Annotated in this window: 1 protein-coding gene; it reads left to right on the top strand. The window is 63.2% G+C overall.

The window, feature by feature from the left end; genetic code table 11:
• Positions 1-110 precede the first annotated feature (110 nt).
• On the top strand, positions 111-25,619 hold the full coding sequence (locus tag O9H32_RS20725; protein ID WP_269868036.1) for a non-ribosomal peptide synthase/polyketide synthase: 25,509 nt from the start codon (positions 111-113) through the stop codon (positions 25,617-25,619).
• Positions 25,620-25,647 lie beyond the last annotated feature (28 nt).

Here is a 25,647-nt window from a genome sequence, read left to right as displayed (position 1 = left end):
GTGACACCTGCGCTCCCGGTCCGGCCGGCCGGGACGGACGGGAATTACATACCGTAGATGTTATAGCGTGAATGACATAGCTTGCTTACATTAGAGGGGAGACAAGGATTGTGGCATTCGAGAAAGAAACCTTGTATTGGAACGAAGTATTCGAGGGTGACGAAGATACGCTGACAATGATCCCTTATACGGAAGCCCCGGCCCAAACCCAGAACAACCTGCGTTCCCTTCGAGGCGTACTGCCCGGGGAACAATCCCAGCGGATTATTCAGATGAGCAGAGGATCCCACCTTGCAGCCTATATGATATTGCTGTCGGGGGTCCACTGCCTTCTTTACCGATATACAGGCAGCCCATCCATCGTGACAGGCATGCCGATCGTCAAGCGTGCGGACGATGCGCGGCGATATCTCAACCATACGATACCGGTCTCAAGCGCGGTAAGCGCGGACACCACCTTCCGCGAGCTGCTGAATGCGGTCAAGACGTCCGTGACGGAAGGCGTGAAGCATCAAAATATCCCGTTCCGCCTGCTGACGGAACGCCTGCAGATGCTCCATACGGACAGCGGCGTACCGATCGTGCATACTCTTGTATCGCTCGAAGGCCTGCACGGCGACGATTCGCGCCAGAATGTAACGGCCGATGTGGAGTTCGGCTTCGAGATAGCGGATGAGCAGATCCGTTACGGGATTGCATATAACGAAAGTCTATATAGCGAAGCGTTCATGAAGGCGGCTGCGGGCCATCTGGAGACACTCTTCGCTTCGGTGCTGGCAGATCTGGACCTGCCGGTAGGCCGGGCGGAGCTTCTCGCCCCGGAAGAGAAGACATCGATACTCGAGACCTTCAACGATACGGCGGCGGACTTCCCGCGCGGACAGACGATTCACGGGCTGTTCGAGGAACAAGCGTCGCGCCGTCCTGAAGCGGTCGCCGTCGTCTGCGAAGGACGGCAGCTGACCTACGCGGAGCTCAACGGGCGGGCCAACCGCCTGGCGCGGACGCTCCGTGATCTCGGCGTACAGCCGGACTCCATCGTCGGCCTGATGACCGAGCGGTCGGTGGACATGGTCGTCGGCCTGCTGGCGGTCCTGAAGGCGGGCGGTGCCTATGTGCCGATCGATCCGGGGTACCCGGAAGACCGGATCCGTTACATGCTGGAGGACTCGGGTGCGAAAGTGCTGCTGACACAGCGCCATCTGGAAGACCGCGCCACGTTCGGCGGCGTACTTGCAGCCTTGGACGAGGAGCGCATCTACAGTGCGGACGACTCGAACCTGGAGCCGGCAGCAGGCCAAGACAATCTCGCCTACGTCATCTATACGTCCGGAACCACGGGCCAGCCGAAGGGCGTGATGGTCGAGCACCGCGGGCTCGTGTCTCTGAAGATCATGTTCCGCGATACGCTGGGAATTACCGAGCAGGATCGGATCGTGCAGTTCGCCAGCTTCTCTTTCGATGCCTCGTGCTGGGAAATCTACAAAGCGCTGTTCTTCGGAGCGGCCTTGTATATCCCTTCTTCCGAGACGATCCTCGATTACCGCAAATTCGAGAACTTCATGGCGGAGAACGGGATCACGGCAGCGATCCTGCCTCCAACCTATGCGGCATACCTCCATCCGGACAGCATGCCGGGCTTCCGTACGCTGGTGACGGGCGGCTCCGCCGCTTCGCCTGAATTCGTCCAGCAGTGGAAGGAACGCGTATCTTACTTTAACGCTTACGGACCGACGGAGGCGTCCATTGTCACGTCCGTATGGGCAGCGCCGTCCGTAGGCGCCGTGCCCAAGACGGTGCCGATCGGGCGTCCGATTGCCAACCACCGTCTGTATGTGCTCGATGGAAGCCTGAATGTGCTGCCTGTCGGCGTCCCCGGTGAGCTGTGCATCGGGGGCGTCGGGGTCGGCCGCGGGTATCTGAACCGGCCGGAGCTGACGAGCGAGAAGTTCGTGGAAGACCCGTACCTTGCAGGCGGGCGGATGTACCGCACCGGCGACTTGGTCCGCTGGCTGCCTGACGGAACGATCGAGTATATGGGCCGGATCGACCATCAGGTCAAAATCCGGGGCTACCGCATCGAGCTCGGTGAGGTGGAAGCGCAGCTGGCGAAGGCGGATGGCGTGCTGGAAGCGGCTGTGACGGCCATCGACGACGAAGCAGGCCAAAAGCAGCTCTGCGCCTACTTCACGGCGGAGCGCGAGCTGTCCGCAGCCGAGCTGCGCAGCGCCATGTCGGCGGAGCTGCCGGGGTATATGATCCCGTCGCACTTCGTTCAGCTCGAGCGGATGCCGCTGACGCCGAACGGCAAGATCAACCTGAAGGCACTGCCTGCTCCAACCGCCGGAACATCAAGCGGGACGCCTTACGTGGAACCCCGCACGCCGCTGGAAGCGCAGCTGGCCGCCATCTGGCAAGAAGTGCTCGGCGTGCCGAAGGTCGGCGTTCACGATAATTTCTTCGAGCTCGGCGGGCACTCGCTCCGCGCAGCCTCTCTGATCGGTAAGCTGTACGAAGAGATGAACGTGGAGCTGCCGTTCCGTGATGTCTTCAGCGCACCGACCGTTGAGGGCATGGCGGAAGCGGTCAGCCGGCTGGAGGCGCAGGCGTACCGTGCGATTCCGGCGGCTCCGCTCCTCGAAGCATACCCGCTTTCTTCTGCGCAGAAGCGTCTGTTCATTCTGCAGCAGCTCGAAGGGGCCGAGCAAACCTACAACATGCCGGAAGCGCTGCTTCTGGAAGGTCCGCTGGACCGGGATCGCTTGGAAGCAGCGTTCCGTACGCTGATCGCCCGTCATGAGTCGCTGCGCACCGGATTCGGGATGAAGGACGGAGAACCTGTGCAGCGGATCCATGCGGAGGTGAATTTTGAGCTGGAATACAACGAGGCGGACGAAGCCGGGGCCGAAGAGCTTGTCCGCAGCTTCGTACGCACCTTCGATCTCGCGAAGCCGCCGCTCCTGCGCGTAGGCTTGGTCAGGCTGGGGGCAGAGCGCCATATTCTGCTCATCGATCTGCATCACATCGTCTCCGACGGCGTCTCTGCCGACGTGCTCGTGGACGAGCTGGGCCGGCTCTATGCAGGCGAGGAACTGGCTCCGCTGCGCATACAATACAAGGACTATGCCGTATGGCAAGGAACCGATGCGGTCCAGGAGCAGCTCCGCCTTGAAGAGGCGTACTGGCTGGAGCGGTTCGGCGGCGAGCTTCCCGTTCTTGAACTGCCGGCCGACTATGCGCGTCCGGCTGTACAGAGCTATGAGGGAAGCGTGTTCGAAGGCATGCTCGATCCGGCAACCGGTGCCTCGCTGCGCCGCCTGGCCGCCGAATCCGGGACGACGCTGTATATGGTGCTGCTTGCGGCCTATAAGGTTCTGCTGCACAAATATACGGGGCAGGAAGATATCGTGGTCGGCACACCGGTGGCCGGACGGACGCACGGGGACCTGCAGGGGCTGATCGGGATGTTCGTCGGCACGCTGGCGGTGCGCAGCTATCCGGCTGCCGAGAAGACCTTCCTGTCTTACCTGGCAGAGATCAAGGAGGCGTCACTCGGCGCTTACGAACACCAGAACTACCCATTCGAGGACCTGGTGGACCGGTTGAACCTGCCGAGGGATCTCAGCCGCAACCCGCTGTTCGATACAATGTTCTCGCTGCATACGCCGGAGAACAAGGAACTGCGTCTGGGGAGCTTGACGCTCTCCCCTTATCCGAGCGGACAGAATATCGCCAAATTCGACCTCAGCTTGGACATCGTGGAGGAAGGCGAAGGATTCGCTTATACGCTGGAGTATGCGACGGCTCTCTTCAAGCCGGAGACGATGCAGCGGTTCGCCGGGCACTTCGCCGAGCTGCTCCGCTCGATCGGGGAAGCGCCGGAGTCGAAGATCGCCTTGCTTCCTATCGTTTCTTCCAGTGAACTGGAAGAAATTCTGCATGGATTCAACCCGCCGGCAGCGAATAGCCTGACAGCGCCGCTGCACCGTCCGTTCCACGAGCTGTTCGAGGAGCAGGCGGCGCGCACGCCGGAAGCGGCGGCCGTCGCCTACCCGGGCAGCGAGCTGTCGTATCGCGAGCTGAACGAGCGCGCGAACGTGCTGGCGCGCAGGCTGCGCAGTGCAGGCGTAGCGCCGGACCGTCTCGTCGGCATCCTGGCCGACCGGTCCGTGGATCTGGTCGTCGCCGCGCTGGCCGTATGGAAGGCCGGCGGTGCCTACGTGCCGATCGACCCGGACTATCCGGCGGAGCGCATCCGCCTCATGCTGGAGGACAGCGAAGCTTCCGTGCTCCTGACGCAGTCGCACCTGCTGGAGCTGGCGCAGCAGCCGGATTCGGCGGCGCAAGGCGAAGCGGGCGGCACGCTGCGCACGGTGCTGTGCCTGGATGACGCCTCCCTGTACGAAGGGGACGCGTCCAACCTGACGCCGCTGGCCGCAGCAAGCGATCTGGCCTACGTGATCTACACGTCGGGCACGACCGGACGGCCGAAGGGCGTCATGATCGAGCACCGCAGCCTCGTGAACACCGCGGACGGCTACCGCAGGGAGTACCGGCTGGACCGGTTCCCGGTACGGCTGCTGCAGCTGGCGAGCTTTTCCTTCGACGTATTCGTCGGGGACATCGCCCGGACGCTGTACAACGGCGGACTCATGTTCATCTGCCCCAAAGACGACCGGATCGACCCGGCGCGTCTGCATCACTGGATCGCGGAGCGGGAGATTACGGTATTCGAATCGACGCCGGCGCTCATCGTGCCGTTCATGGAGTATGTGCATGAAGAGGGGCTGACGCTCCATTCGATGGAGCTGCTCATCACGAGCTCGGACAGCTGCAGCGTCTCCGACTACCGGACGCTCCAGGAGCGGTTCGGCTCGCAGATGCGGATCATCAACGCCTATGGCGTGACCGAAGCGGCGATCGACTCGAGCTTCTACGACGAGCCGCTGGCTGTCCTGCCGGCTTCGGGCAATGTGCCGATCGGCCGGGCGTACCTCAATGCCGCCTTCTATATCGTGGATGCGTACCTGAACCCGGTGCCGGTCGGCGTGCTCGGCGAGCTGTGCATCGGCGGAGCCGGGGTGGCGCGGGGCTACTGGAACCGGGAGGACCTGACGGCGGAGAAATTCGTCGACAGCCCGTTCGCCCCGGGCGAGAAGCTGTACCGCACCGGTGACCTGGCGCGCTGGACGGCAGACGGCCAGGTGGACTTCATCGGCCGGATCGACCACCAGGCGAAGATCCGCGGCTACCGGATCGAGACCGGCGAGATCGAATCGCTGCTCCTGCAGGCGGGAGGCGTGAAGGAGACGGTCGTGGCCGTCATCGACGACGGCAGCGGGAACAAAGCGCTGTGCGCGTACTATGTGCCGGAAGCCGGCACGGCCGGCGGCGAAGGGGTGAGCGCGGCGGAGCTGCGCGACAAGCTGTCGCAGACGCTGCCGGGCTATATGATCCCGTCGTACTTCGTGGAGCTGGCGAAGCTGCCGCTGACGCCGAACGGGAAGATCGACCGCAAGGCGCTGCCGGCGCCGCAGGGAGCGGCCGCAGCGGGCGCCGAGTATGTGGCGCCGCGTACGGAGCTCGAAGCGAAGCTGGCGCGGGTGTGGGAAGAAGTGCTGGGCACGGAGCGCATCGGCGTCAAGGACAACTTCTTCGAGCGCGGCGGACACTCGCTGCGGGCGACGACGCTCGCTAGCCGGGTGTACAAGGAGCTCGGAGCCGAGCTGCCGCTGCGCGAGGTGTTCCGCTGCTCGACGGTGGAAGCGATGGCGCGCCTGATCGAAGGCATGGAGAAGCGTGAATTCGTGGACATTCCGAAGGCAGCGGCCAGCGATTATTATCCGCTGTCCTCCGCACAGAAGCGTCTGTTCATTCTGCAGCAGCTCGAAGGAGCGGAGCAGAACTACAACATGCCGGGCACGATGGTCATCCGGGGCCGTCTGGATTACACCCGGTTCGAGGAAGCATTCCGCGGCGTGATCGCGCGGCACGAGACGCTGCGCACGGGCTTCGAGCTCGTGAACGGCGAGCCGGTGCAGCGTATTCACCCGCAGGTGGACTTCCAAGTGGAGTATCTGGAGGCTGCCGGCCAGGAAGGGGAACCCGAAGTCGAAGCGGCCGTGGAAGCGTTCGTGCGCACCTTTGACTTGACCCAGCCGCCGCTGCTGCGCGTCGGTCTCCTGCGGATCGCGGAGGATCACCATATTCTCCTCTTCGACATGCATCACATCATCTCGGACGGCGTATCGACGGATCTTCTCGTGGACGAATTCACCGCGCTATACAGCGGAGAAGGACTGCCCGAGCTGCGCTTGCAATACAAAGATTACGCGGTATGGCAGCAGTCCGCCGCCGAACAGGAGCGCATCCGGGCGCAGGAAGCCTACTGGCTCGAGATGTACCGCGGCGAGCTGCCGGTGCTGGAGATGCCGCTGGACTATGCAAGGCCTGCCGTACAGAATTTCGACGGCGGCGTAGTCACTTTCGCTATCGCGCCGGACGTTGTGCAGAGACTGAAGACGATCGCAGCGGACCGCGGGGCGACGCTCTTCATGGCGCTGTTCGCGGCCTACAATACCCTTCTCCACAAATATACGGGGCAGGAGGATCTCGCCGTCGGCACGCCGATCGCCGGAAGAACCCGCGAGGATCTGCAGGGGCTCATCGGGATGTTCGTCGGCACGCTGGCGGTCCGCTCCTTCCCGGCCGGAACCAAACCGTTCACCGCCTATTTGGATGAAATCAAAGAGACGATGCTCGGCGCGTACCAGAACCAGGAGTATCCGTTCGAGTCGCTCGTCGAAAAGCTGCAGGTCGCCCGCGACCTCAGCCGTAATCCGGTGTTCGATACGATGTTTGTCCTGCAGAACACGGAGAACAAGGAAGCGGACCTGCGCGGACTGGAGCTTGCCGCTTATCCGAAGGAGTACAATGCGGCGAGATTCGATCTTACGCTGGATATGACCGAGCAAGGAGGCGGGCTGGAGTGCCGTCTCGAGTACGCTTCGGCGCTGTACAAGCCGGAGACGATGGAACGGTTCGCGAAGCACTTCGGGCAGCTGCTCGAATCGATCGGGGAAGCGCCGTCGAAGCCGCTCGCTCTGCTGGGGATGCTGACGGAGAGTGAGCTTGCACTGCTGCAGGGAGGATTCAACGGGACCGATGCCCACTACCCGCAGGAGCAGACGATCCACGGTCTCTTCGAAGAGCAGGCAGAGCGGACGCCGGATGCCCTCGCGGTCGTATACGAGGGGCAGAGGCTGACCTACCGCGAGCTGAACGAACGGGCGAACCGGCTGGCGCGGACGCTGCGCGGCGAAGGCGTGGCGAAGGACTCGCTGGTAGGGCTGATGGTCCGCCGTTCGGCGGATATGGTCGCTGCGGTGCTCGCTGTACTGAAGGCTGGCGGCGCTTATGTGCCGATCGATCCCGAGTATCCCGAAGACCGGATCCGCTACATGCTGGACAATTCGGGTGCCGGGGTGCTGCTCACCGAGACGGAACTGCGGGGACAGGTGTCTTTCGGCGGCCGGGTGCTGGCGGTGGACGACGAGTCGGTATATGCTGCGGACGGTACCAATCCGCAGTACGGCGGCACGCCTGACGATCTCGCTTATGTTATCTATACATCGGGGACGACGGGCAAGCCAAAAGGGGTTATGCTCGAGCACCGCGGACTGGTCAGCCTGAAAGTCATGCTGGAGCAGACGCTGCGTATGAGCGCGGAGGACCGGGTGATCCAGTTCGCCTCCCTCTCCTTCGACGCGTCGGTGTGGGAGATGCTCGGCGCCCTCTACTTCGGGGCATCGCTGCATATTCCTTCGTCCGATACGATTCTGGATTATGCCGCCTTCGAGCGCTTCATGAACGAGCAGGAGATCACGACGGCCACGCTGCCGCCGAGCTATGCGGCCTATCTGCAGCCGGAGCGTCTGCCGGCGCTGAAGAAGCTGATTACCGCCGGATCCGCGGTATCGGTGGAGCTCGTGCAGCAGTGGAAGGACAGCGTGGCGTATTTCAACGCGTACGGTCCGACCGAGGATTCCATCTGCTCGACGATCTGGCAGGCGGATGACTCGCAGCTCGGCAAGTCCGTCCCGATCGGGGGACCGCTGCCGAATCACCGTCTCTATATGGTCGACAGCTACGGGCAGCTCCTGCCGGTAGGTGCGGCGGGAGAGCTGTGCGTGGCGGGCGCGGGTCTGGCCCGGGGCTATCTGAACCGCCCCGACCTGACGGCGGAGAAGTTCGTCGACAATCCGTTCGAGTCGGGCGGGCGCATGTACCGCACGGGCGATCTGGCCCGCTGGCTGCCGGACGGCACGGTCGAGTATCTCGGCCGGATCGACCATCAGGTGAAGATCCGCGGCTACCGCATCGAGCTCGGCGAAATCGAGGAGCAGCTGCTGAAGACGGAATCCGTGCAGGAAGCGATCGTGATCGCCCATGAAGACGCGGCGGGACAAAAGCAGCTCTGCGCTTATTTCACGGCGGAGCAGGCGTTGACGGCAGGAGGGCTGAGAGCGGCCCTGGCTGCGCAGCTGCCGGGCTATATGGTACCGTCCTTCTTCGTTCAGCTGGAGCGCATGCCGCTGACGCCGAACGGCAAGATTGACCGGAAGGCGCTGCCGGCTCCGGAGGAGAGCATGCTGAGGGACGGCGAATATGTCGCTCCGCGCACGCCTGAAGAGAAGGCGCTCGCAGATGTGTGGCAGGCAGTGCTGGGTACCTCCCGCGTCGGCGTTACCGATCATTTCTTCGAGCTCGGCGGGGACTCCATCAAGTCCATCCAAGTGTCGTCGAGGCTGCATGGGGCAGGCTATAGGTTGGAGATCCGGGATCTGTTCAAATACCCGACGATCGCCCAGCTCGGCGCTCATCTGAAGCCTCTCACGCGGATCGCCGATCAGGGCGAAGTGACGGGTGACGTGACCCTGCCTCCGATTCAGCGGTGGTTCTTCGGGCAGCAGCCTCCGCAGCCGCAGCATTTTAACCAGGCTGTGATGCTGCTTCGCAAGGAGCGGTTCGACGAAGAGGCGCTGAGACTGGTGCTCGGCAAGCTGGCGGAGCATCACGATGCGCTGCGGATCGTATACAAGCAGACGGAGCAAGGAGTGGAAGCCCGCAACCGCGGAATCCGCGAAGGAGAGCTGGTTCATCTGGAAGTCGCCGACTTCCGGAGCCTGGACGACTGCACGGAAGCGGTCGAGGCGCGGGCGAACGCCATCCATCGCAGCATCGACCTCGAAGCGGGGCCGCTGCTGAAGGCAGGCTTGTTCCGCTGCCCGGACGGCGACCACCTGCTGCTCGTCATCCATCATGGTGCGGTGGACGGCGTGTCATGGCGCATTCTCCTCGAGGATCTCTCGACAGGTTACGAGCAGGCGGTGCGCGGCGAAGAGCTGCGATTCCCGGCGAAGACCGATGCCTACCGCCTCTGGTCGGCGGCACTTGCCGAGTACGCCCAGTCCCCGGCGATGGAGGAGGAGCTGGCCTATTGGCTCGAAGCGGATCAAGCGGCCGTGCCGCCGCTGCCGAGAGACCGGTTCGCTGACACGCCGCTGCAGGCGGACAGCGAGTCGGTGGTCGTGCAGCTCAGCAGTCATGAGACCCGGCAGTTGCTGCAGCAGGCGAATCAGGCTTACCGCACCGAGGTGAACGACATCCTGCTGACGGCGCTCGGTACGGCTGTAGCGCAGTGGGGCGGGATGGAGCGGATGCGGATCAATCTTGAAGGGCACGGGCGCGAGTCGATCCTGACGGATGTGGATGTATCCCGTACGGTAGGGTGGTTCACCAGCAAGTACCCGCTGCTTCTGGAAGTGCCGCATGGCGAGGAGCTCGGGCGGAGAATCAAGCGGGTGAAGGAAAGCCTGCGCCGCATTCCGAACAAAGGCATCGGTTATGGCATGTGCCGGTATCTGCGTCCGGGGGCGGAGGAGTTCCCATGGGGCTCCGAACCCGAGATTGGCTTCAACTATCTCGGCCAGTTCGATGCGCAGGACGACAGCGGGGCGATTGGAATGTCGCCTTACGGCAGCGGAGAGGCGGCAAGCGGACGCCAGCCGCGCAGCTTCGTGCTCGATATCACGGGGATGGTCGCCGAAGGCTCGTTGAGTCTTGATATCAGCTACAGTCCTGCGGAGTACGACAAGAGCACGATCGAATCGCTGGCGGCTCTGCTGCAGGAGAGCCTCTCTACTGTCATCGCCCACTGCGCGGCAAAAGAACGTCCGGAACTCACACCGAGCGATGTGCAGTACGCCGGGTTGACGGCCGAGGAACTCGAGCATCTCGAATCCCGTACGCGGGAGATCGGGGAGATTGAGAACATCTACTCGCTGACGCCGATGCAGCAGGGCATGTGGTTCCACAGTGCTTTGGACCGCGAGGCGGGCGCGTATTACGAACAGACCCGGCTGACCCTTGCAGGACAGCTCGATCCGGTTCTGTTCGAGAAGAGCTGGAACACGCTGGCCGCGCGCCATGCGGTACTGCGTACCGGGTTCCACACCAGCTTCGGGGGCGAACCGCTGCAGGTGGTGTTCCGTCAACGGCCGGTGGAGTACGGCTGCACGGATGTAAGCGGCTTGTCGCCAGTCGAATATGCCGCCTATCTGTCGGAGCTGGAGGAGCAGAGCCGCACCCGCGGCTTCCGTCTCGACCAGGATGCGCTGATGCGCGTCCAAGTGCTGCGGACGGCGGAAGACCGCCACGAGGTGTTGTGGAGCTTCCACCACATCCTCATGGACGGATGGTGCCTTCCGCAGCTGACGCAGGAGCTTCTTGAAGCTTATGAAGCGTATGCCGGCGGAGGCTCGGCGCTTAAGGAAACATCGGCTGCGTACGGCGATTATATCGGATGGCTGGAGCGGCAGGACCGGGAAGCGGCCGGCGCCTATTGGAAGGGCTACATGGCCGGCTATGACAACCAGACCCTGCTCCCGCTGAAGGGAACCGCGAAGCCGGGTGCCGCATACGAGGCGGAGCATCTGCTCGTTACGCTGGACCGGGGGCTCAGCGATCTCATGCAGCGTACCGCCAAGCGGTGCCAGGTGACGGTGAACACGCTCGTACAGGCTGCCTGGGGCGTGCTTCTCCAGAAGTACAACGGCACGGAAGACGTCGTGTTCGGCAGCGTCGTCTCGGGCCGTCCGGCGGAGATCGAAGGCATCGAGGCGATGATCGGTCTGTTCATCAATACGATTCCAGTCCGCGTGGCCTGCGCTGGGGAAGAGTCGTTCGCGGAGCTGCTCGGCAGGCTGCAGGAAGCAGCGCTCGAATCCGCACGGTTCGACTATTACCCGCTCTACGAGATTCAGGCGGCAACTGCGCAGAAGCAGGAACTGATCCAGCATGTGCTGGCCTTCGAGAACTTCCCGGTGGACGAGGAGATGGAGCGGTCCGGCGATGCGGCCGGCAGCCTCCGAATCGCGGACGTCGAGATTCAGGAGCACACGAACTACGACTTCACGCTGACGGTCATGCCGGGCGAGGAGCTGGCGGTCCGCTTCGATTACAACGCGGCGGTATTCGGCCGCGAGGGCATGAAGCGGATGCTCGGACATCTGCGCCAAGTGCTGGAACAGGCGGCTGCGAAGCCAGAGACGCCGATTGGCGCATTGGAGCTGGCTACGGCGGAAGAGAGAGCCGAGATTCTCGGCGTCTTCAACGACACGGCTGCGGAGTACCCGACCGAGCAGACGATTCATGGCCTGTTCGAAGAGCAGGCGGCCCGCCGTCCGGAAGCGGTGGCGGTCGTGTTCGAAGGGCAGACGCTGACCTACGGCGAGCTCAACGAGCGGGCGAACCGGCTGGCGCGCACCCTGCGCGGGCAGGGCGTGCAGCCGGACGCCATCGTCGGTCTCATGACGGAGCGGTCCGCCGAGATGATCGTCGGTCTGCTCGGCATCCTGAAGGCCGGCGGCGCTTATGTGCCGATCGATCCGCAGTATCCGCAAGAGCGCGTACGGTATATGCTCGAGGATTCGGGTGCTTCCGTCCTTCTGTCGCAGCGCCGTCTGCAGGAGCGCGTGCCATTCGGCGGCGCCTTCATCGCGCTGGACGAAGAGGAGGCCTACCACGCCGACGGCTCGAGCCTGGAGCCTGCGGCCGGACCGGATCACCTGGCCTACGTGATCTACACGTCAGGCACGACCGGCAAGCCGAAAGGCGTCATGGTCGAGCATCACGGTCTGGTCTCGCTGAAGCTGATGTTCCGCGACACGCTCGGCATCACGGAGAACGACCGGATCGTACAGTTCGCGAGCTTCTCGTTCGACGCGTCGTGCTGGGAGATCTACAAGGCGTTGTTCTTCGGGGCTGCGCTCTACATCCCGACGGCTGACACGATTCTGGATTACCGCCTGTTCGAGCGCTTCATGGCCGAGCACGGCATCACGGCGGCGATTCTGCCGCCGACGTACGCGGCCTACCTGAATCCGGAGAACATGCCGGGCTTCCGCACCCTGATTACGGGCGGATCGGCGGCTTCCCTGGATACCGTCGAGCAGTGGAAGAAGCATGTGGCGTATTTCAACGCGTACGGACCGACGGAGGCTTCTATCGTCACTTCGGTCTGGAAGGCGCCGGAGGATCTCTCCGGGCTGAAGACCGTTCCGATCGGCCGGCCGCTGGCCAACCACCGGATCTATGTGATGGACGCAGGCCTGAAGCTGCAGCCCGTCGGCGTGGCCGGGGAACTGTGCATCGCCGGCGTAGGCCTGGCGAGAGGCTACCTCAACCGGCCGGAGCTCACGGACGAGAAGTTCGTGGCGGATCCGCTCTATCCGGGCGAGCGCATGTACCGCACCGGTGACCTCGTCCGCTGGATGCCGGACGGCACGATCGAATACCTGGGCCGGATCGACGACCAGGTGAAGATCCGCGGCTACCGCATTGAGCTTGGCGAAGTCGAGACGCAGCTCGGCAAGGTGGAAGGCGTGCTGGAAGCGGCCGTCACCGCCCGGGACGACGAGGCGGGGCAGAAGCAGCTCTGCGCTTACTACACCGCCGTCCGCGAGCTGACAATTCTGGAGCTGCGCACCGCTCTGGCCTCCGAGCTGCCGGGCTATATGATCCCGTCGCACTTCGTGCAGCTGGAGCAGATGCCGCTGACGCCGAACGGCAAGATCGACCGCAAAGCGCTGCCGGCGCCGCAGGGCGGCATGCTGACAGGGGCGAGCTACGTGGAACCCCGTACGCCGCTGGAGGCGAAGCTGGCCGAGATCTGGCAGGATGTGCTCGGGACCGGGAAGGTCGGCGCAACCGACCATTTCTTCGAACTCGGCGGGCATTCCCTTCGGGTCACGGCTCTGGCGAGCCGGGTCGGACGGGAGCTGAATGTGACGCTGCCGCTCAAGGACGTCTTCGCGTATCCGACGCTGGCGGAGCTGGCCCAGCGGATCGGACAGTTGGAGGAGGAGGCCTACAGCGCCATTCCTGCAGCTCCGCAGCTGGATGTCTATCCGGTATCCTCGGCGCAGAAGCGGCTCTATATCCTGCACCAGCTGGAAGGCGCGGAGCTCAGCTACAATATGCCGGGCGCCCTGCTGGTCGAAGGCCGCCTCGACAAGGAGCGCTTCGAAGGCGCGATGCGTGCGCTTATCGCAAGACACGACTCCCTGCGGACCGGCTTCGAGATGGCTGCCGGCGAGCCGGTGCAGCGCGTACACGCCGAAGTGGACTTTGCGGTGGAGTACGGCAGGGCGGACGAGAGCGAAGCGGCTTCCGTGCTCGAGAGATTCGTACGCACCTTCGAGCTCGAACAGCCTCCGCTGCTCCGCGTCGGCTTAGTGGAACTCGGCGATGACCGCCATATCCTGCTCTTTGACATGCACCATATCATCTCCGACGGGGTATCCATGGATATCTTCGTCGAAGAATTCGTGAGTCTCTATGCGGGCGAATCGCTTCCTCCGCTGCGTATCCAATACAAGGATTATGCCGTATGGCAGGGATCCGCTGCGCAGCGAGAGCGTCTCGCGGGCGATGCGGCTTATTGGCTGGACCAATTCCGCGGCGAACTGCCCGTGCTCGAGCTGCCGGCGGACTATCCGCGTCCGGCGGTCCAGAGCTATGAGGGGCAGACGCTCGAGTTCTCGGTTTCCCGCCAAGAGACCGAGCTGCTGAACCGTATTGCGGCGGAGAACGGCGCAACCCTTTACATGGTACTGCTTGCCGCCTACAAAGTGCTTCTCCACAAATACACCGGCCAGGAAGACCTCGTGGTCGGCACGCCGATCGCAGGACGCACCCATGCGGACCTGCAGGGGGTTATCGGCATGTTCGTCAATACGCTGGCGGTCCGCAGTTATCCGCTGGCGGAGAAGACGTTCCTGTCCTACCTCGAGGAGATCAAGGCAACGCTGCTGGGCGCTTACGAACACCAGAATTATCCGTTCGAAGAGCTTGTTGACTCCCTGAATGTAGCCAGAGATCTCAGCCGCAATCCGCTGTTCGATACGATGTTCACCCTGCACAACACGGAGAACAAGGAGTTCGAACTGGCCGGTCTCGCTTTGACTTCCTATGAGGGCGAGCAAAAGGCGGCCAAATTCGACGTCAGCATTGACATCTCGGAGGGTGCCGAAGGCCTGGAATACAGCGTCGAATATGCGACGGCCCTCTTCAAGCGGGAGACGATGCAGCGGTTCGCCGGCCATTATGCCGAGCTGCTTCGCTCGATCGCACACCAGCCGGACGCGAAGATCGCCTCGCTCGGCATGCTGACAGCAGGCGAGAAGGAAGAGATTCTGCATGGATTCAACCCGCCGGCAGCGAATAGCCTGACAGCGCCTCTGCACCGTCCGTTCCACGAGCTGTTCGAGGAGCAGGCGGCGCGCACGCCGGAAGCGGCGGCCGTCGCCTACCCGGGCAGCGAGCTGTCGTATCGCGAGCTGAACGAGCGCGCGAACGTGCTGGCGCGCAGGCTGCGCAGTGCAGGCGTAGCGCCGGACCGTCTCGTCGGCATCCTGGCCGACCGGTCCGTGGATCTGGTCGTCGCCGCGCTGGCCGTATGGAAGGCCGGCGGTGCCTACGTGCCGATCGACCCGGACTATCCGGCGGAGCGCATCCGCCTCATGCTGGAGGACAGCGAAGCTTCCGTGCTCCTGACGCAGTCGCACCTGCTGGAGCTGGCGCAGCAGCCGGATTCGGCGGCGCAAGGCGAAGCGGGCGGCACGCTGCGCACGGTGCTGTGCCTGGATGACGCCTCCCTGTACGAAGGGGACGCGTCCAACCTGACGCCGCTGGCCGCAGCAAGCGATCTGGCCTACGTGATCTACACGTCGGGCACGACCGGACGGCCGAAGGGCGTCATGATCGAGCACCGCAGCCTCGTGAACACGGCGGACGGCTACCGCAGGGAGTACCGGCTGGACCGGTTCCCGGTACGGCTGCTGCAGCTGGCAAGCTTTTCCTTCGACGTATTCGTCGGGGACATCGCCCGGACGCTGTACAACGGCGGACTCATGTTCATCTGCCCCAAAGACGACCGGATCGACCCGGCGCGTCTGCATCACTGGATCACGGAGCGGGAGATTACGGTATTCGAATCGACGCCGGCGCTCATCGTGCCGTTCATGGAATATGTGCATGAAGAGGGGCTGACGCTCCACTCGATGGAGCTGCTCATCACGAGCTCGGACAGCTGCAGCGTCTCCGACTACCGGACGCTCCAGGAGCGGTTCGGCTCGCAGATGCGGATCATCAACGCCTATGGCGTGACGGAAGCGGCGATCGACTCGAGCTTCTACGACGAGCCGCTGGCTGTCCTGCCGGCTTCGGGCAATGTGCCGATCGGCCGGGCGTACCTCAATGCCGCCTTCTATATCGTGGATGCGTACCTGAACCCGGTGCCGGTCGGCGTGCTCGGCGAGCTGTGCATCGGCGGAGCCGGGGTGGCGCGGGGCTACTGGAACCGGGAGGACCTGACGGCGGAGAAATTCGTCGACAGCCCGTTCGCCCCGGGCGAGAAGCTGTACCGCACCGGCGACCTGGCGCGCTGGACGGCAGACGGCCAGGTGGACTTCATCGGCCGGATCGACCACCAGGCGAAGATCCGCGGCTACCGGATCGAGACCGGCGAGATCGAATCGCTGCTCCTGCAGGCGGGAGGCGTGAAGGAGACGGTCGTGGCCGTCATCGACGACGGCAGCGGGAACAAAGCGCTGTGCGCGTACTATGTGCCGGAAGCCGGCACGGCCGGCGGCGAAGGGGTGAGCGCGGCGGAGCTGCGCGACAAGCTGTCGCAGACGCTGCCGGGCTATATGATCCCGTCATACTTCGTGGAGCTGGCGAAGCTGCCGCTGACGCCGAACGGGAAGATCGACCGCAAGGCGCTGCCGGCGCCGCAGGGAGCGGCCGCAGCGGGCGCCGAGTATGTGGCGCCGCGTACGGAGCTCGAAGCGAAGCTGGTGCGGGTGTGGGAAGAAGTGCTGGGCGCGGAGCGCATCGGCGTCAAGGACAACTTCTTCGAGCGCGGCGGACACTCGCTGCGGGCGACGACGCTGGCCAGCCGGGTGTACAAGGAGCTCGGAGCCGAGCTGCCGCTGCGCGAGGTGTTCCGCTGCTCGACGGTGGAAGCGATGGCGCGCCTGATCGAAGGCATGGAGAAGCGTGAATTCGTGGACATTCCGAAGGCAGCGGCCAGCGAGTATTATCCGCTGTCCTCCGCACAGAAGCGTCTGTACATTCTGCAGCAGCTCGAAGGAGCGGAGCAGAACTACAACATGCCGGGCACGATGGTCGTGCACGGAACCTTGGACCGCGCCCGGTTCGAGGAAGCATTCCGCGGCGTGATCGCAAGACATGAGACGCTGCGCACAAGCTTCATGCTGGTGGACGGCGAGCCGGTGCAGCAGATTCTGCCTCAGGTGGAATTTGCGGTGGAGTATCTGGAGTGCGGCGAAGAGGAAGCGGCTGCCGCCGTGGAGGCGTTCGTGCGCACATTCGATCTGGCGAAGCCGCCGCTGCTGAGGGTCGGACTGATCCGCCTTGCGGAGGAACGCCACATCCTGATGTTCGACATGCACCATATCGTCTCCGACGGGGTGTCGACCGAGCTGCTCTTGGAAGAGTTCGTCGCCCTGTACAGCGGCGAAGAGCTGCCTGCGCTGCGCATCCAGTACAAGGATTATGCCGTATGGCAGCAGTCCGGCACCCAGCTGGAAGCACGCCGCAGCCAGGAAGCCTTCTGGCTCGACATGTTCCACGGCGAACTGCCGGTGCTGGAGATGCCGCTGGATTACCCGCGGCCGCCTCAGCAGAAGTTCGGCGGCGCACGCCATCCGTTCCGCATTCCTGCGGAAACGGCGGCGAAGCTGCAGCGCTTGGCGGCCGAGCAGGGCGCAACCTTGTACATGGTGCTGCTCGCGGCCTACAAGACGATGCTCCAGAAGTACACCGGCCAGGAAGACCTGGTGGTCGGTACGCCGAGCGCAGGCCGGACGCACGAAGACCTGCAGGGACTCATCGGCATGTTCGTGAATACGCTGGCGATCCGCAGCTATCCGGCGGCCGGCAAGACGTTCCGCGCATTCCTGGACGAAATCCGCGAAACGATGCTCGGAGCTTACGAGCATCAAGCGTACCCGTTCGAGGAGCTGACGGAGAAGCTGCACGCAGGCCGTGATCTCAGCCGTCATCCGCTCTTCGATACGATGTTCGTGCTTCAGAATACGGAGAGCAGGGAGCTCGAACTCGGCGAGGTGACGATGGCTCCTTATCCGAGCGAGAGTGCGGTTGCGAGGTTCGACCTGGTGCTGGATGTGACGGAGACGGAGGAAGGGCTGGAGTGCTATCTGGAATATGCGACGTCCTTGTATAAAGAGGACACCGTGAACCGGATGGCCGGGCATTACAGCCAGCTTCTTGCCGCCGCCGCTAAGGCGCCGGATCAGCCGCTGGCTGCGCTCGATATGCTGTCAGCGGAGGAGGAAGAGCGCATCCGCTTCGCCTTCAACGCTACGGAGGCCGATTTCGAGCAGAACCAGACGATTCACGGCTTGTTCGAAGATCAGGCCGCACGGACACCGGATCATACGGCAGTCGTGTATGAGGGCGCGTCTCTGACGTACCGCGAGCTGAACGAGAGGGCGAACCGGCTGGCGCACACGCTGCGAAGCCAAGGGGTGCGCACCGATGAGCCGGTGGGCCTCATGGTCGGCCGCTCGCTGGAGATGATCGTCGGCATCTTCGCCATTATGAAGGCCGGCGGCGCTTATGTGCCGATCGACCCGGCGTACCCGCAGGAGAGGATCGCCTATATGCTCGAAGACTCCGGCGCCCGCCTGCTGCTCGTACAGTCCCATTTGGCCGGAGGGGTCACGTTCGGCGGCACGCTTCTGGCGATCGACAACGAAGAGGCTTATGCCGAGGCGGTCTCGAATCCGGAGACGGTCAGCGGTCCGAACGATCTGGCTTACATCATCTACACATCGGGGACGACGGGCAAGCCTAAGGGCGTCATGGTGGAACACCGCGGGCTGTTAAGCTTCAAGGTGATGGTCGAGGAGACGATGCAGCTCGGCAGCGAAGACCGGATGCTGCAGTTCGCCAGCTTCTCGTTCGATGCTTCGAGCTCGGAGATCTTCCATGCGCTGTTCGTCGGCGCCGCCTTGTACATTCCGAATGCGGATACGGTCCTCGATTACGTGCTCTTTGAAAAGTTCATGAACGACAACCGCATCACCGCGGCGATCCTGCCGCCGAACTATGCGGCTTACCTGCAGCCGTCCCGGATGACGAGCCTGAAGAAGCTCGTGACGGCGGGCTCCGCCGCATCTGTCGAGCTCGTCCACCAGTGGAAAGACAGCGTGATGTACTACAACGCCTACGGCCCGACGGAGGATTCAATCTGCACGACGATCTGGAGCGCCGCCACGGACGGATTCGGCGGGAAGTCGGTGCCGATCGGCCGTCCGATCCAGAATCACCGGATCTACATCGTGGATGCGAATCTGAATCTGCTGCCGGTCGGTGTAGCGGGCGAGCTGTGCGCCGCAGGGGTGGGTCTCGCACGGGGGTATCTCAACCGGCCGGACCTCACTGCCGAGAAGTTCGTGGACAATCCGTTCGAGCCAGGCAGCCGCATGTACCGTACGGGCGATCTGGCCCGCTGGCTGCCGGACGGCAGCATCGAGTATCTCGGACGGATCGACCACCAGGTCAAAATCCGCGGCTACCGGATCGAGCTAGGCGAGGTGGAAGAGCAGCTGCTGCGCATCCCGGCCGTTCAGGAGGCGATTGTCATCGCCCGCGAGGACGCAGGGGGCCAGAAGCAGCTTGCCGCGTATTTCGTGGCCGAAGGGGAGCTGTCGGCCGGCGAGCTGAGAAGCACGCTGTCGGGGCAGCTGCCGGGCTACATGATCCCTGCCTACTTCGTCCGGCTGGAGAGCATGCCGCTGACGCCGAACGGCAAGATCGATCGCAAGGCGCTGCCGGCTCCGGAAGGCCACATGCTGACGGACGGGGAGTATGCCGCACCGCGCACCGAAGCGGAGAAGGCGCTCGCCGCCGTCTGGCAGTCGGTGCTGGGCATTGCACGGATCGGGCTCCACGATCACTTCTTCAATCTGGGCGGCGACTCGATCAAGTCGATTCAAGTGTCGTCGAGGCTGCATGCGGCCGGTTACCGGCTTGAGATCAAGGATCTCTTCAAATATCCGACGCTCGGCGCCCTCGCGCCGCACCTGCAGTCCGCCTCGCGGATTGCCGATCAGAGGGCGGTAGAGGGAGACACGCTGCTGGCTCCGATCCAGGCCTGGTTCTTCGGCCAAGAGTGGGAAGAGCTGCATCACTTCAACCAGTCCGTCATGCTTCACCGGCCGGACGGGTTCGATGAGGCGGCTGTCCGCAGCGTGCTCGGCAGGCTGGCCGAGCACCATGACGCGCTGCGGATGGTCTTCCGCCGCAGCGGCACAGGGTATACAGCATGGAACCGCGCCATCGGCGAGGGTCCGCTGTACAGCCTGGAGATCGCGGATTACCGCGGCCAAGCGGAGTACGCCATGGCCCTCGAAGCCAGAGCGGACGAAATCCAGCGGAGCATGGACCTCGAAGAGGGGCCGCTCCTCAGAGCGGGATTGTTCCGCTGCGACGACGGGGACCATCTGCTGCTGGCCGTCCATCACGGCGTAGTAGACGGCGTATCGTGGCGCATTCTCCTGGAGGATGTCGCCTCGGGCTATGGGCAGGCGGTGAGCGGGCAAGAGATCTCCTTCCCGCTCAAGACCGACGCCTACCGGAGCTGGACCGAAGCGCTGGCTGCCTATGCGCAGAGCGGCGTGCTGGACAGCGAAGCGGCGTACTGGCAGGCAGTAGAGCAGACGGCAGTGGCTAAGCTGCCGCGGGATGTGGAAGCGCAGCGCTCGATGGGCACCGACAGCCGGTCCGTCCAGCTCACCTTGAGCGAAGTGGAGACCGAACAGCTCCTGAAGGGCGTGCACCGGGCCTACAACACCGAGGTGAACGATATTCTGCTGACGGCGCTGGCGGAAGCCATCGGGAAGTGGAGCGGACAGCCGCGCATCCTGGTGAATCTCGAAGGACACGGGCGCGAAGACATCCTGGAGGATATCGATATCACGCGTACGGTCGGCTGGTTCACGAGCAAGTATCCGGTTCTGCTCGATCCCGGAGCGGAAGGCAGCCTGGGCGCCCGGATCAAGAAGGTGAAGGAGGACCTGCGCGCCATTCCGAACAAAGGCATCGGGTACGGACTGCTCCGCTATTTGTCGAAGAACGATGCGTTTGCGCTCCACGGGGCGGAACCCGAAATCTCCTTCAACTATCTCGGCCAGTTCGATGCGGAGCTGGACGGGGGAGAGATCGGCATCTCGCCGTATGCGGCCGGGGCGGAGGCAAGCCCGCTGCATGAACGCAGCCATGCGCTGGATATCACCGGCATGGTGGCGGAAGGCCGCCTCTCCCTCGACATCAGCTACAGCGGCAAGGAGTACCGTGCAGAGACCATCGAACATGTGGCCTCCCTGCTGAAGGAAAGCCTGCAGGAGCTCATCGCCCACTGCGCAGCGCAAGAACGGTCGGAGCTGACGCCAAGCGATATCCAGTTCCGGGGTCTTCGCAGCAGCGAACTCGACCGCATTACGGAGTCGACCCGGGGGATCGGGGACATCGAGAATATCTACATGCTGACTCCGATGCAAAAAGGCATGTGGTTCCACAATACGCTGGACCGCCATGCAGGGGCGTATATCGAGCAAACCCGGTTTAACGTCAACGGGATGCTGGATCCGGTCATTTTCGCACAAAGCTGGAACGAACTCGCCGCGCGCCATGCGATTCTGCGCACGAACTTCTACAGCGGCGGGGAAGGCGAACCGCTGCAGATCGTCTACCGCAGCCGGCCGATCGGCTTCGCGAGCGAAGATATCCGCCACCTCGGAAGCGAGGCACAGGAGGAATACATCCGCTCGCTCGTACAGGAGGACAAGCGCCTCGGCTTCGATCTCGAGCGGGATGCGCTGATGCGGGTGACGGTGCTGCGTCTGGCGGACGAGCGGAGCCACGTGCTCTGGAGCTTCCATCACATCCTGATGGACGGCTGGTGCCTCCCGCAGCTGACGCAGGAGCTGTTCGAAGCCTATGACGCGTATGCGTCAGGCAGCCAGCCGGAGCGTACCACCGTTCCTTCTTACAGCCGGTATATCGAATGGCTGGAGAAGCAGGATGCGGAAGCGGCGGAGGCCTACTGGTCCCGGTACCTCGAGGGGTACGAAGAGCAGACGGCGCTTCCGCAGGCGAAGCCTGCAGGGCCCGAAGAGGCGGCCTGGCCTCCGGCGCATGTATTCTGCGAGCTGGACCGCGGCCTGACCGCGGCCATGAACCGCACGGCCAAGGGGCATCAGGCGACGCTGAATACCTTGCTGCAGGCGGTGTGGGGTATTCTTCTCCAGAAATACAACGGAACCGGCGACGTCGTCTTCGGCAGTGTCGTGTCCGGAAGACCCGCGGATATTCCGGGGATCGAGGAGATGATCGGACTGTTCATCAACACGATTCCGGTGCGGGTGGCCTGCGGGGAGGACACGACGTTCTCCGCGCTCCTGGAAGATCTCCAGGCGAAGGCGCTCGAGTCGGCGAGGTACGATTATTACCCGCTCTACGAAATTCAGGCGCGGAGCTCCCAGAAGCAGGAGCTGATCAACCACCTCATCGCCTTCGAGAACTTCCCGGTCGACGCGAAGATGGAGCAGGCCGGCGGCGACGAGGAAGGCGGGCTCGATATCGCGGACGTCGATATCGCCGAGCAGACGAACTACGATCTGACTCTGACAGTGGTGCCGGGCGAAGAGCTTATGGTGCGCTTCGACTATAACCCTCGGGTGTTCGACGAGTCCGGCATGCAGCGCCTAATGGGTCATCTGAAGCATGTGCTCGCCCAAATTACGGGCCGGCCGCAGATCACCGTCGGCGAGATTGCCCTCGCGACACCGGAAGAAGAGGCGGAGATTATCGAAGCCTTCAACGCCACGGCAGCGGAGTATGCGCGGGGCCGGACGATCCACTCCTTGTTCGAAGATCAGGCGGCTCGCAGGCCGGATGCGGCGGCTGCCGTGTACGGCGATGTGCTCCTGACGTACGGGGAGCTCAATATCAAAGCGAACCGGCTTGCCCGTACCCTGCGGGAAGCGGGTGTCGGAGCGGACACGCTCGTCGGTCTGATGACCGAGCGCTCGATCGGGATGGTCGTCAGTATGCTCGCGATCCTCAAAGCGGGCGGGGCCTATGTGCCGATCGATCCGGAATATCCGGAAGACCGCATCCGGTACATGCTGGAGGATTCGGGAGCGCAGCTGCTCCTTGTGCCAAGCGCTATGCAAGAGCTTGCCGGATACGGCTGCCGCTTGATTGCCCTGGATGAGGAAGCGGTGTACCACGGCGACGGATCGAATCTCGAAGAGATCTCCGGCGCGGACCATTTGGCTTATGTCATCTATACATCGGGTACGACAGGCAAGCCGAAGGGCGTAATGGTCGGGCACGAGAATGTGGTTCGTCTCGTCGACAACACCAATTATGCCGAGCTTGGGGAACACACGCGCATCCTGCAGACCGGTGCTGTGGTCTTCGACGCTTCCACCTTCGAAGTATGGGGGGCCCTCCTGAACGGAGGACAGCTGTATCTCATACCGGGAGACGACATTCTGGATGCGAAGAAGCTGAAAGAAGCGATCCGCGGCTACGGCATCAATACGATGTGGCTCACCGCGCCGCTGTTCAACCAGCTGTCCCAGCAGGAGAGAGGGCTGTTCGATGGCCTCGGCACGCTGATCGTCGGCGGGGACGTACTCTCCATACCGCATATCAACCGTGCGCTGAGGGAGTATCCGCACCTGCGCATCGTGAACGGCTACGGGCCGACGGAGAACACGACGTTCTCTACTACCCACCCTATCGAAGGGGAGCAGATCACGGCAGTGCCGATCGGCGCGCCGATCAGCAACTCGACGGCTTACGTTGTCGACAAGAAAATGAGACTGCAGCCGGTAGGCGTCTGGGGCGAGCTCATCGTCGGCGGGGACGGCGTAGCCCGGGGCTACTTGAACCGGCCGGATCTTACGGCCGAGAAGTTCCTCGCGAGTCCGTTCCGCGAGGGCGAACGCTGCTACCGGTCGGGCGACCTGGTACGCTGGCTGCCGGACGGCACGCTGGAGTACAAGGGACGCATCGACGAGCAGGTGAAGATCCGCGGTTACCGGATCGAGCTCTCCGAGGTCGAAGGAGCGATTACAAGGCTCGTAGAAGTGAAGGAAGCCGCCGTGATCGCAAGGAGCGACGACTCGGGGCAGAAGCTGCTCTGCGCTTACTATGTGGCGGAGCACGAGCTCAGCGTAACGGAAATCAGAGGCCTTCTGTCCCATGCTCTGCCTGGATACATGATGCCGTCTTACTTTGTACAGCTGGATAAACTGCCGCTGACGCCGAACGGCAAAGTGGACCGCCGGAGCCTGCCGGAGCCGGAAGGCTCGATGGGGGCGGGATCGGCTTACGAAGCGCCGCGCACGCCGGTGGAAGCGAAGCTGGCGGAGATCTGGCAGGAGGTGCTGGGCCTGGCCAAGGTCGGCATCCGCGACCATTTCTTCGAGATCGGCGGCCACTCGCTGCGGGCCACAGTGCTCGTCAGCCGGGTGCACAAGGAACTGCATGTGCAGCTGCCGCTGCGCGACGTGTTCCGGTACCCGACGGTTGCGGAGCTCGCCGAGGCCATCGAGGCTATGGACGAGAAGCGGCTCAGCCTGATTCCGCAGGCGGAGCAGAGAGAGGTGTACCCGGTTTCTTCGGCACAGCGGCGCATGTATTTGGCCCACCAGCTCGAAGGGGCGGAGATCAGTTATAACGTGCCGGGCGTGCTCCTGCTCGAAGGACCGCTTGATATCGAGCGCGTCCGGGAAGCCTTCCGCCGCTTGATCGATCGGCACGAGACGCTCCGTACCGGCTTCCATATGGTGAACGGGGAGCCTGTGCAGCGGATCTTGCCGTCGGTGGACTTCGAAGTCAGCCTTGTCGAGGCAGCCGAGTCAGAAGCCGACGAGATCGTCCGTGGCTTCATCCGCCGATTCGAGCTGGAGAAACCGCCGCTCTTCCGGGCCGGAGTCATCCGCACCGGACCGCAGCGCCATATCCTGATGCTCGATATGCATCACATTATCTCGGACGGCACGTCCGCAGGGCTGCTGCAGGAGGAATTCGCCCGGTTCTATGCCGGCGAGGATCTGCCTCCGCTGCGGATTCAGTATAAGGACTTCGCCGTGTGGCAGCACTCCGCGGAATTCAAGGAACGTCTGCAGGCACAGGAATCTTACTGGCTGAATGCCTTCCGGGGCAGCCTGCCGGTGCTCGACCTTCCGACTGATTACGAGCGGCCTGCCGTGCGCAGTTTTGAAGGGGACTATCACGCGTTCGAGATCGAGTCTGCTCTTGCCCAGCGGATCGGGGAGCTTGCCGCCAAGCACGGAAGCACGCTGTTCATGGTGCTGTCTGCCGCTTACTCGGTATTGTTGTCTAAATATAGCGGCCAGGATGATCTCATCCTCGGTACGCCGGTTGCCGGGCGGACCCATACGGATGTCGAGGGCTTGATCGGGATGTTCGTCAATACCTTGGCGCTGCGGTATGCTCCGCAAGCCGACAAGTCCTTCCTAGCCTATCTGGAAGAAATCAAGGGGAGCACGCTGGAGAGCTTCCAGAACCAAGATTACCCGCTTGAGGAATTGATCGAGCGGCTTCCTATAGCACGGGACAGCTCCCGCAGTCCATTGTTCGATGCCATGTTTGTACTCCAGAATACGGAGACGGGCGCAACGGAACCGGGAGAGCTGCAGGTAGCCCCGTACGAGACGGAAGGACAGCCGCATGACGCCAAGGTGGATCTGACGCTGTTCATGACTGAGGAGGCCGGCGGGCTTCAGGGAGGCTTCCGCTATGCGGTCCGTCTCTTCAAGAAAAGCACCATACGCCGGATGGCCGAGGACTACACGCATCTGCTAGGCCAGATCGCCGATCACCCGGAGACCGAGCTCCGTCGTCTTTCACTTCCAGACACGGGCGGGGACGGTACGGATCTTATGGGCAATATCGAATTCGCATTCTGACGGAAGAAGGCCTGCCGCACGAATGCAT

Source organism: Paenibacillus caseinilyticus, from assembly GCF_027533645.1.
GTDB lineage: Bacteria > Bacillota > Bacilli > Paenibacillales > NBRC-103111 > Paenibacillus_G > Paenibacillus_G caseinilyticus.
Note: the sequence above shows the minus strand (reverse complement) of the source record. Positions and strands in the feature narration are given on the sequence as shown.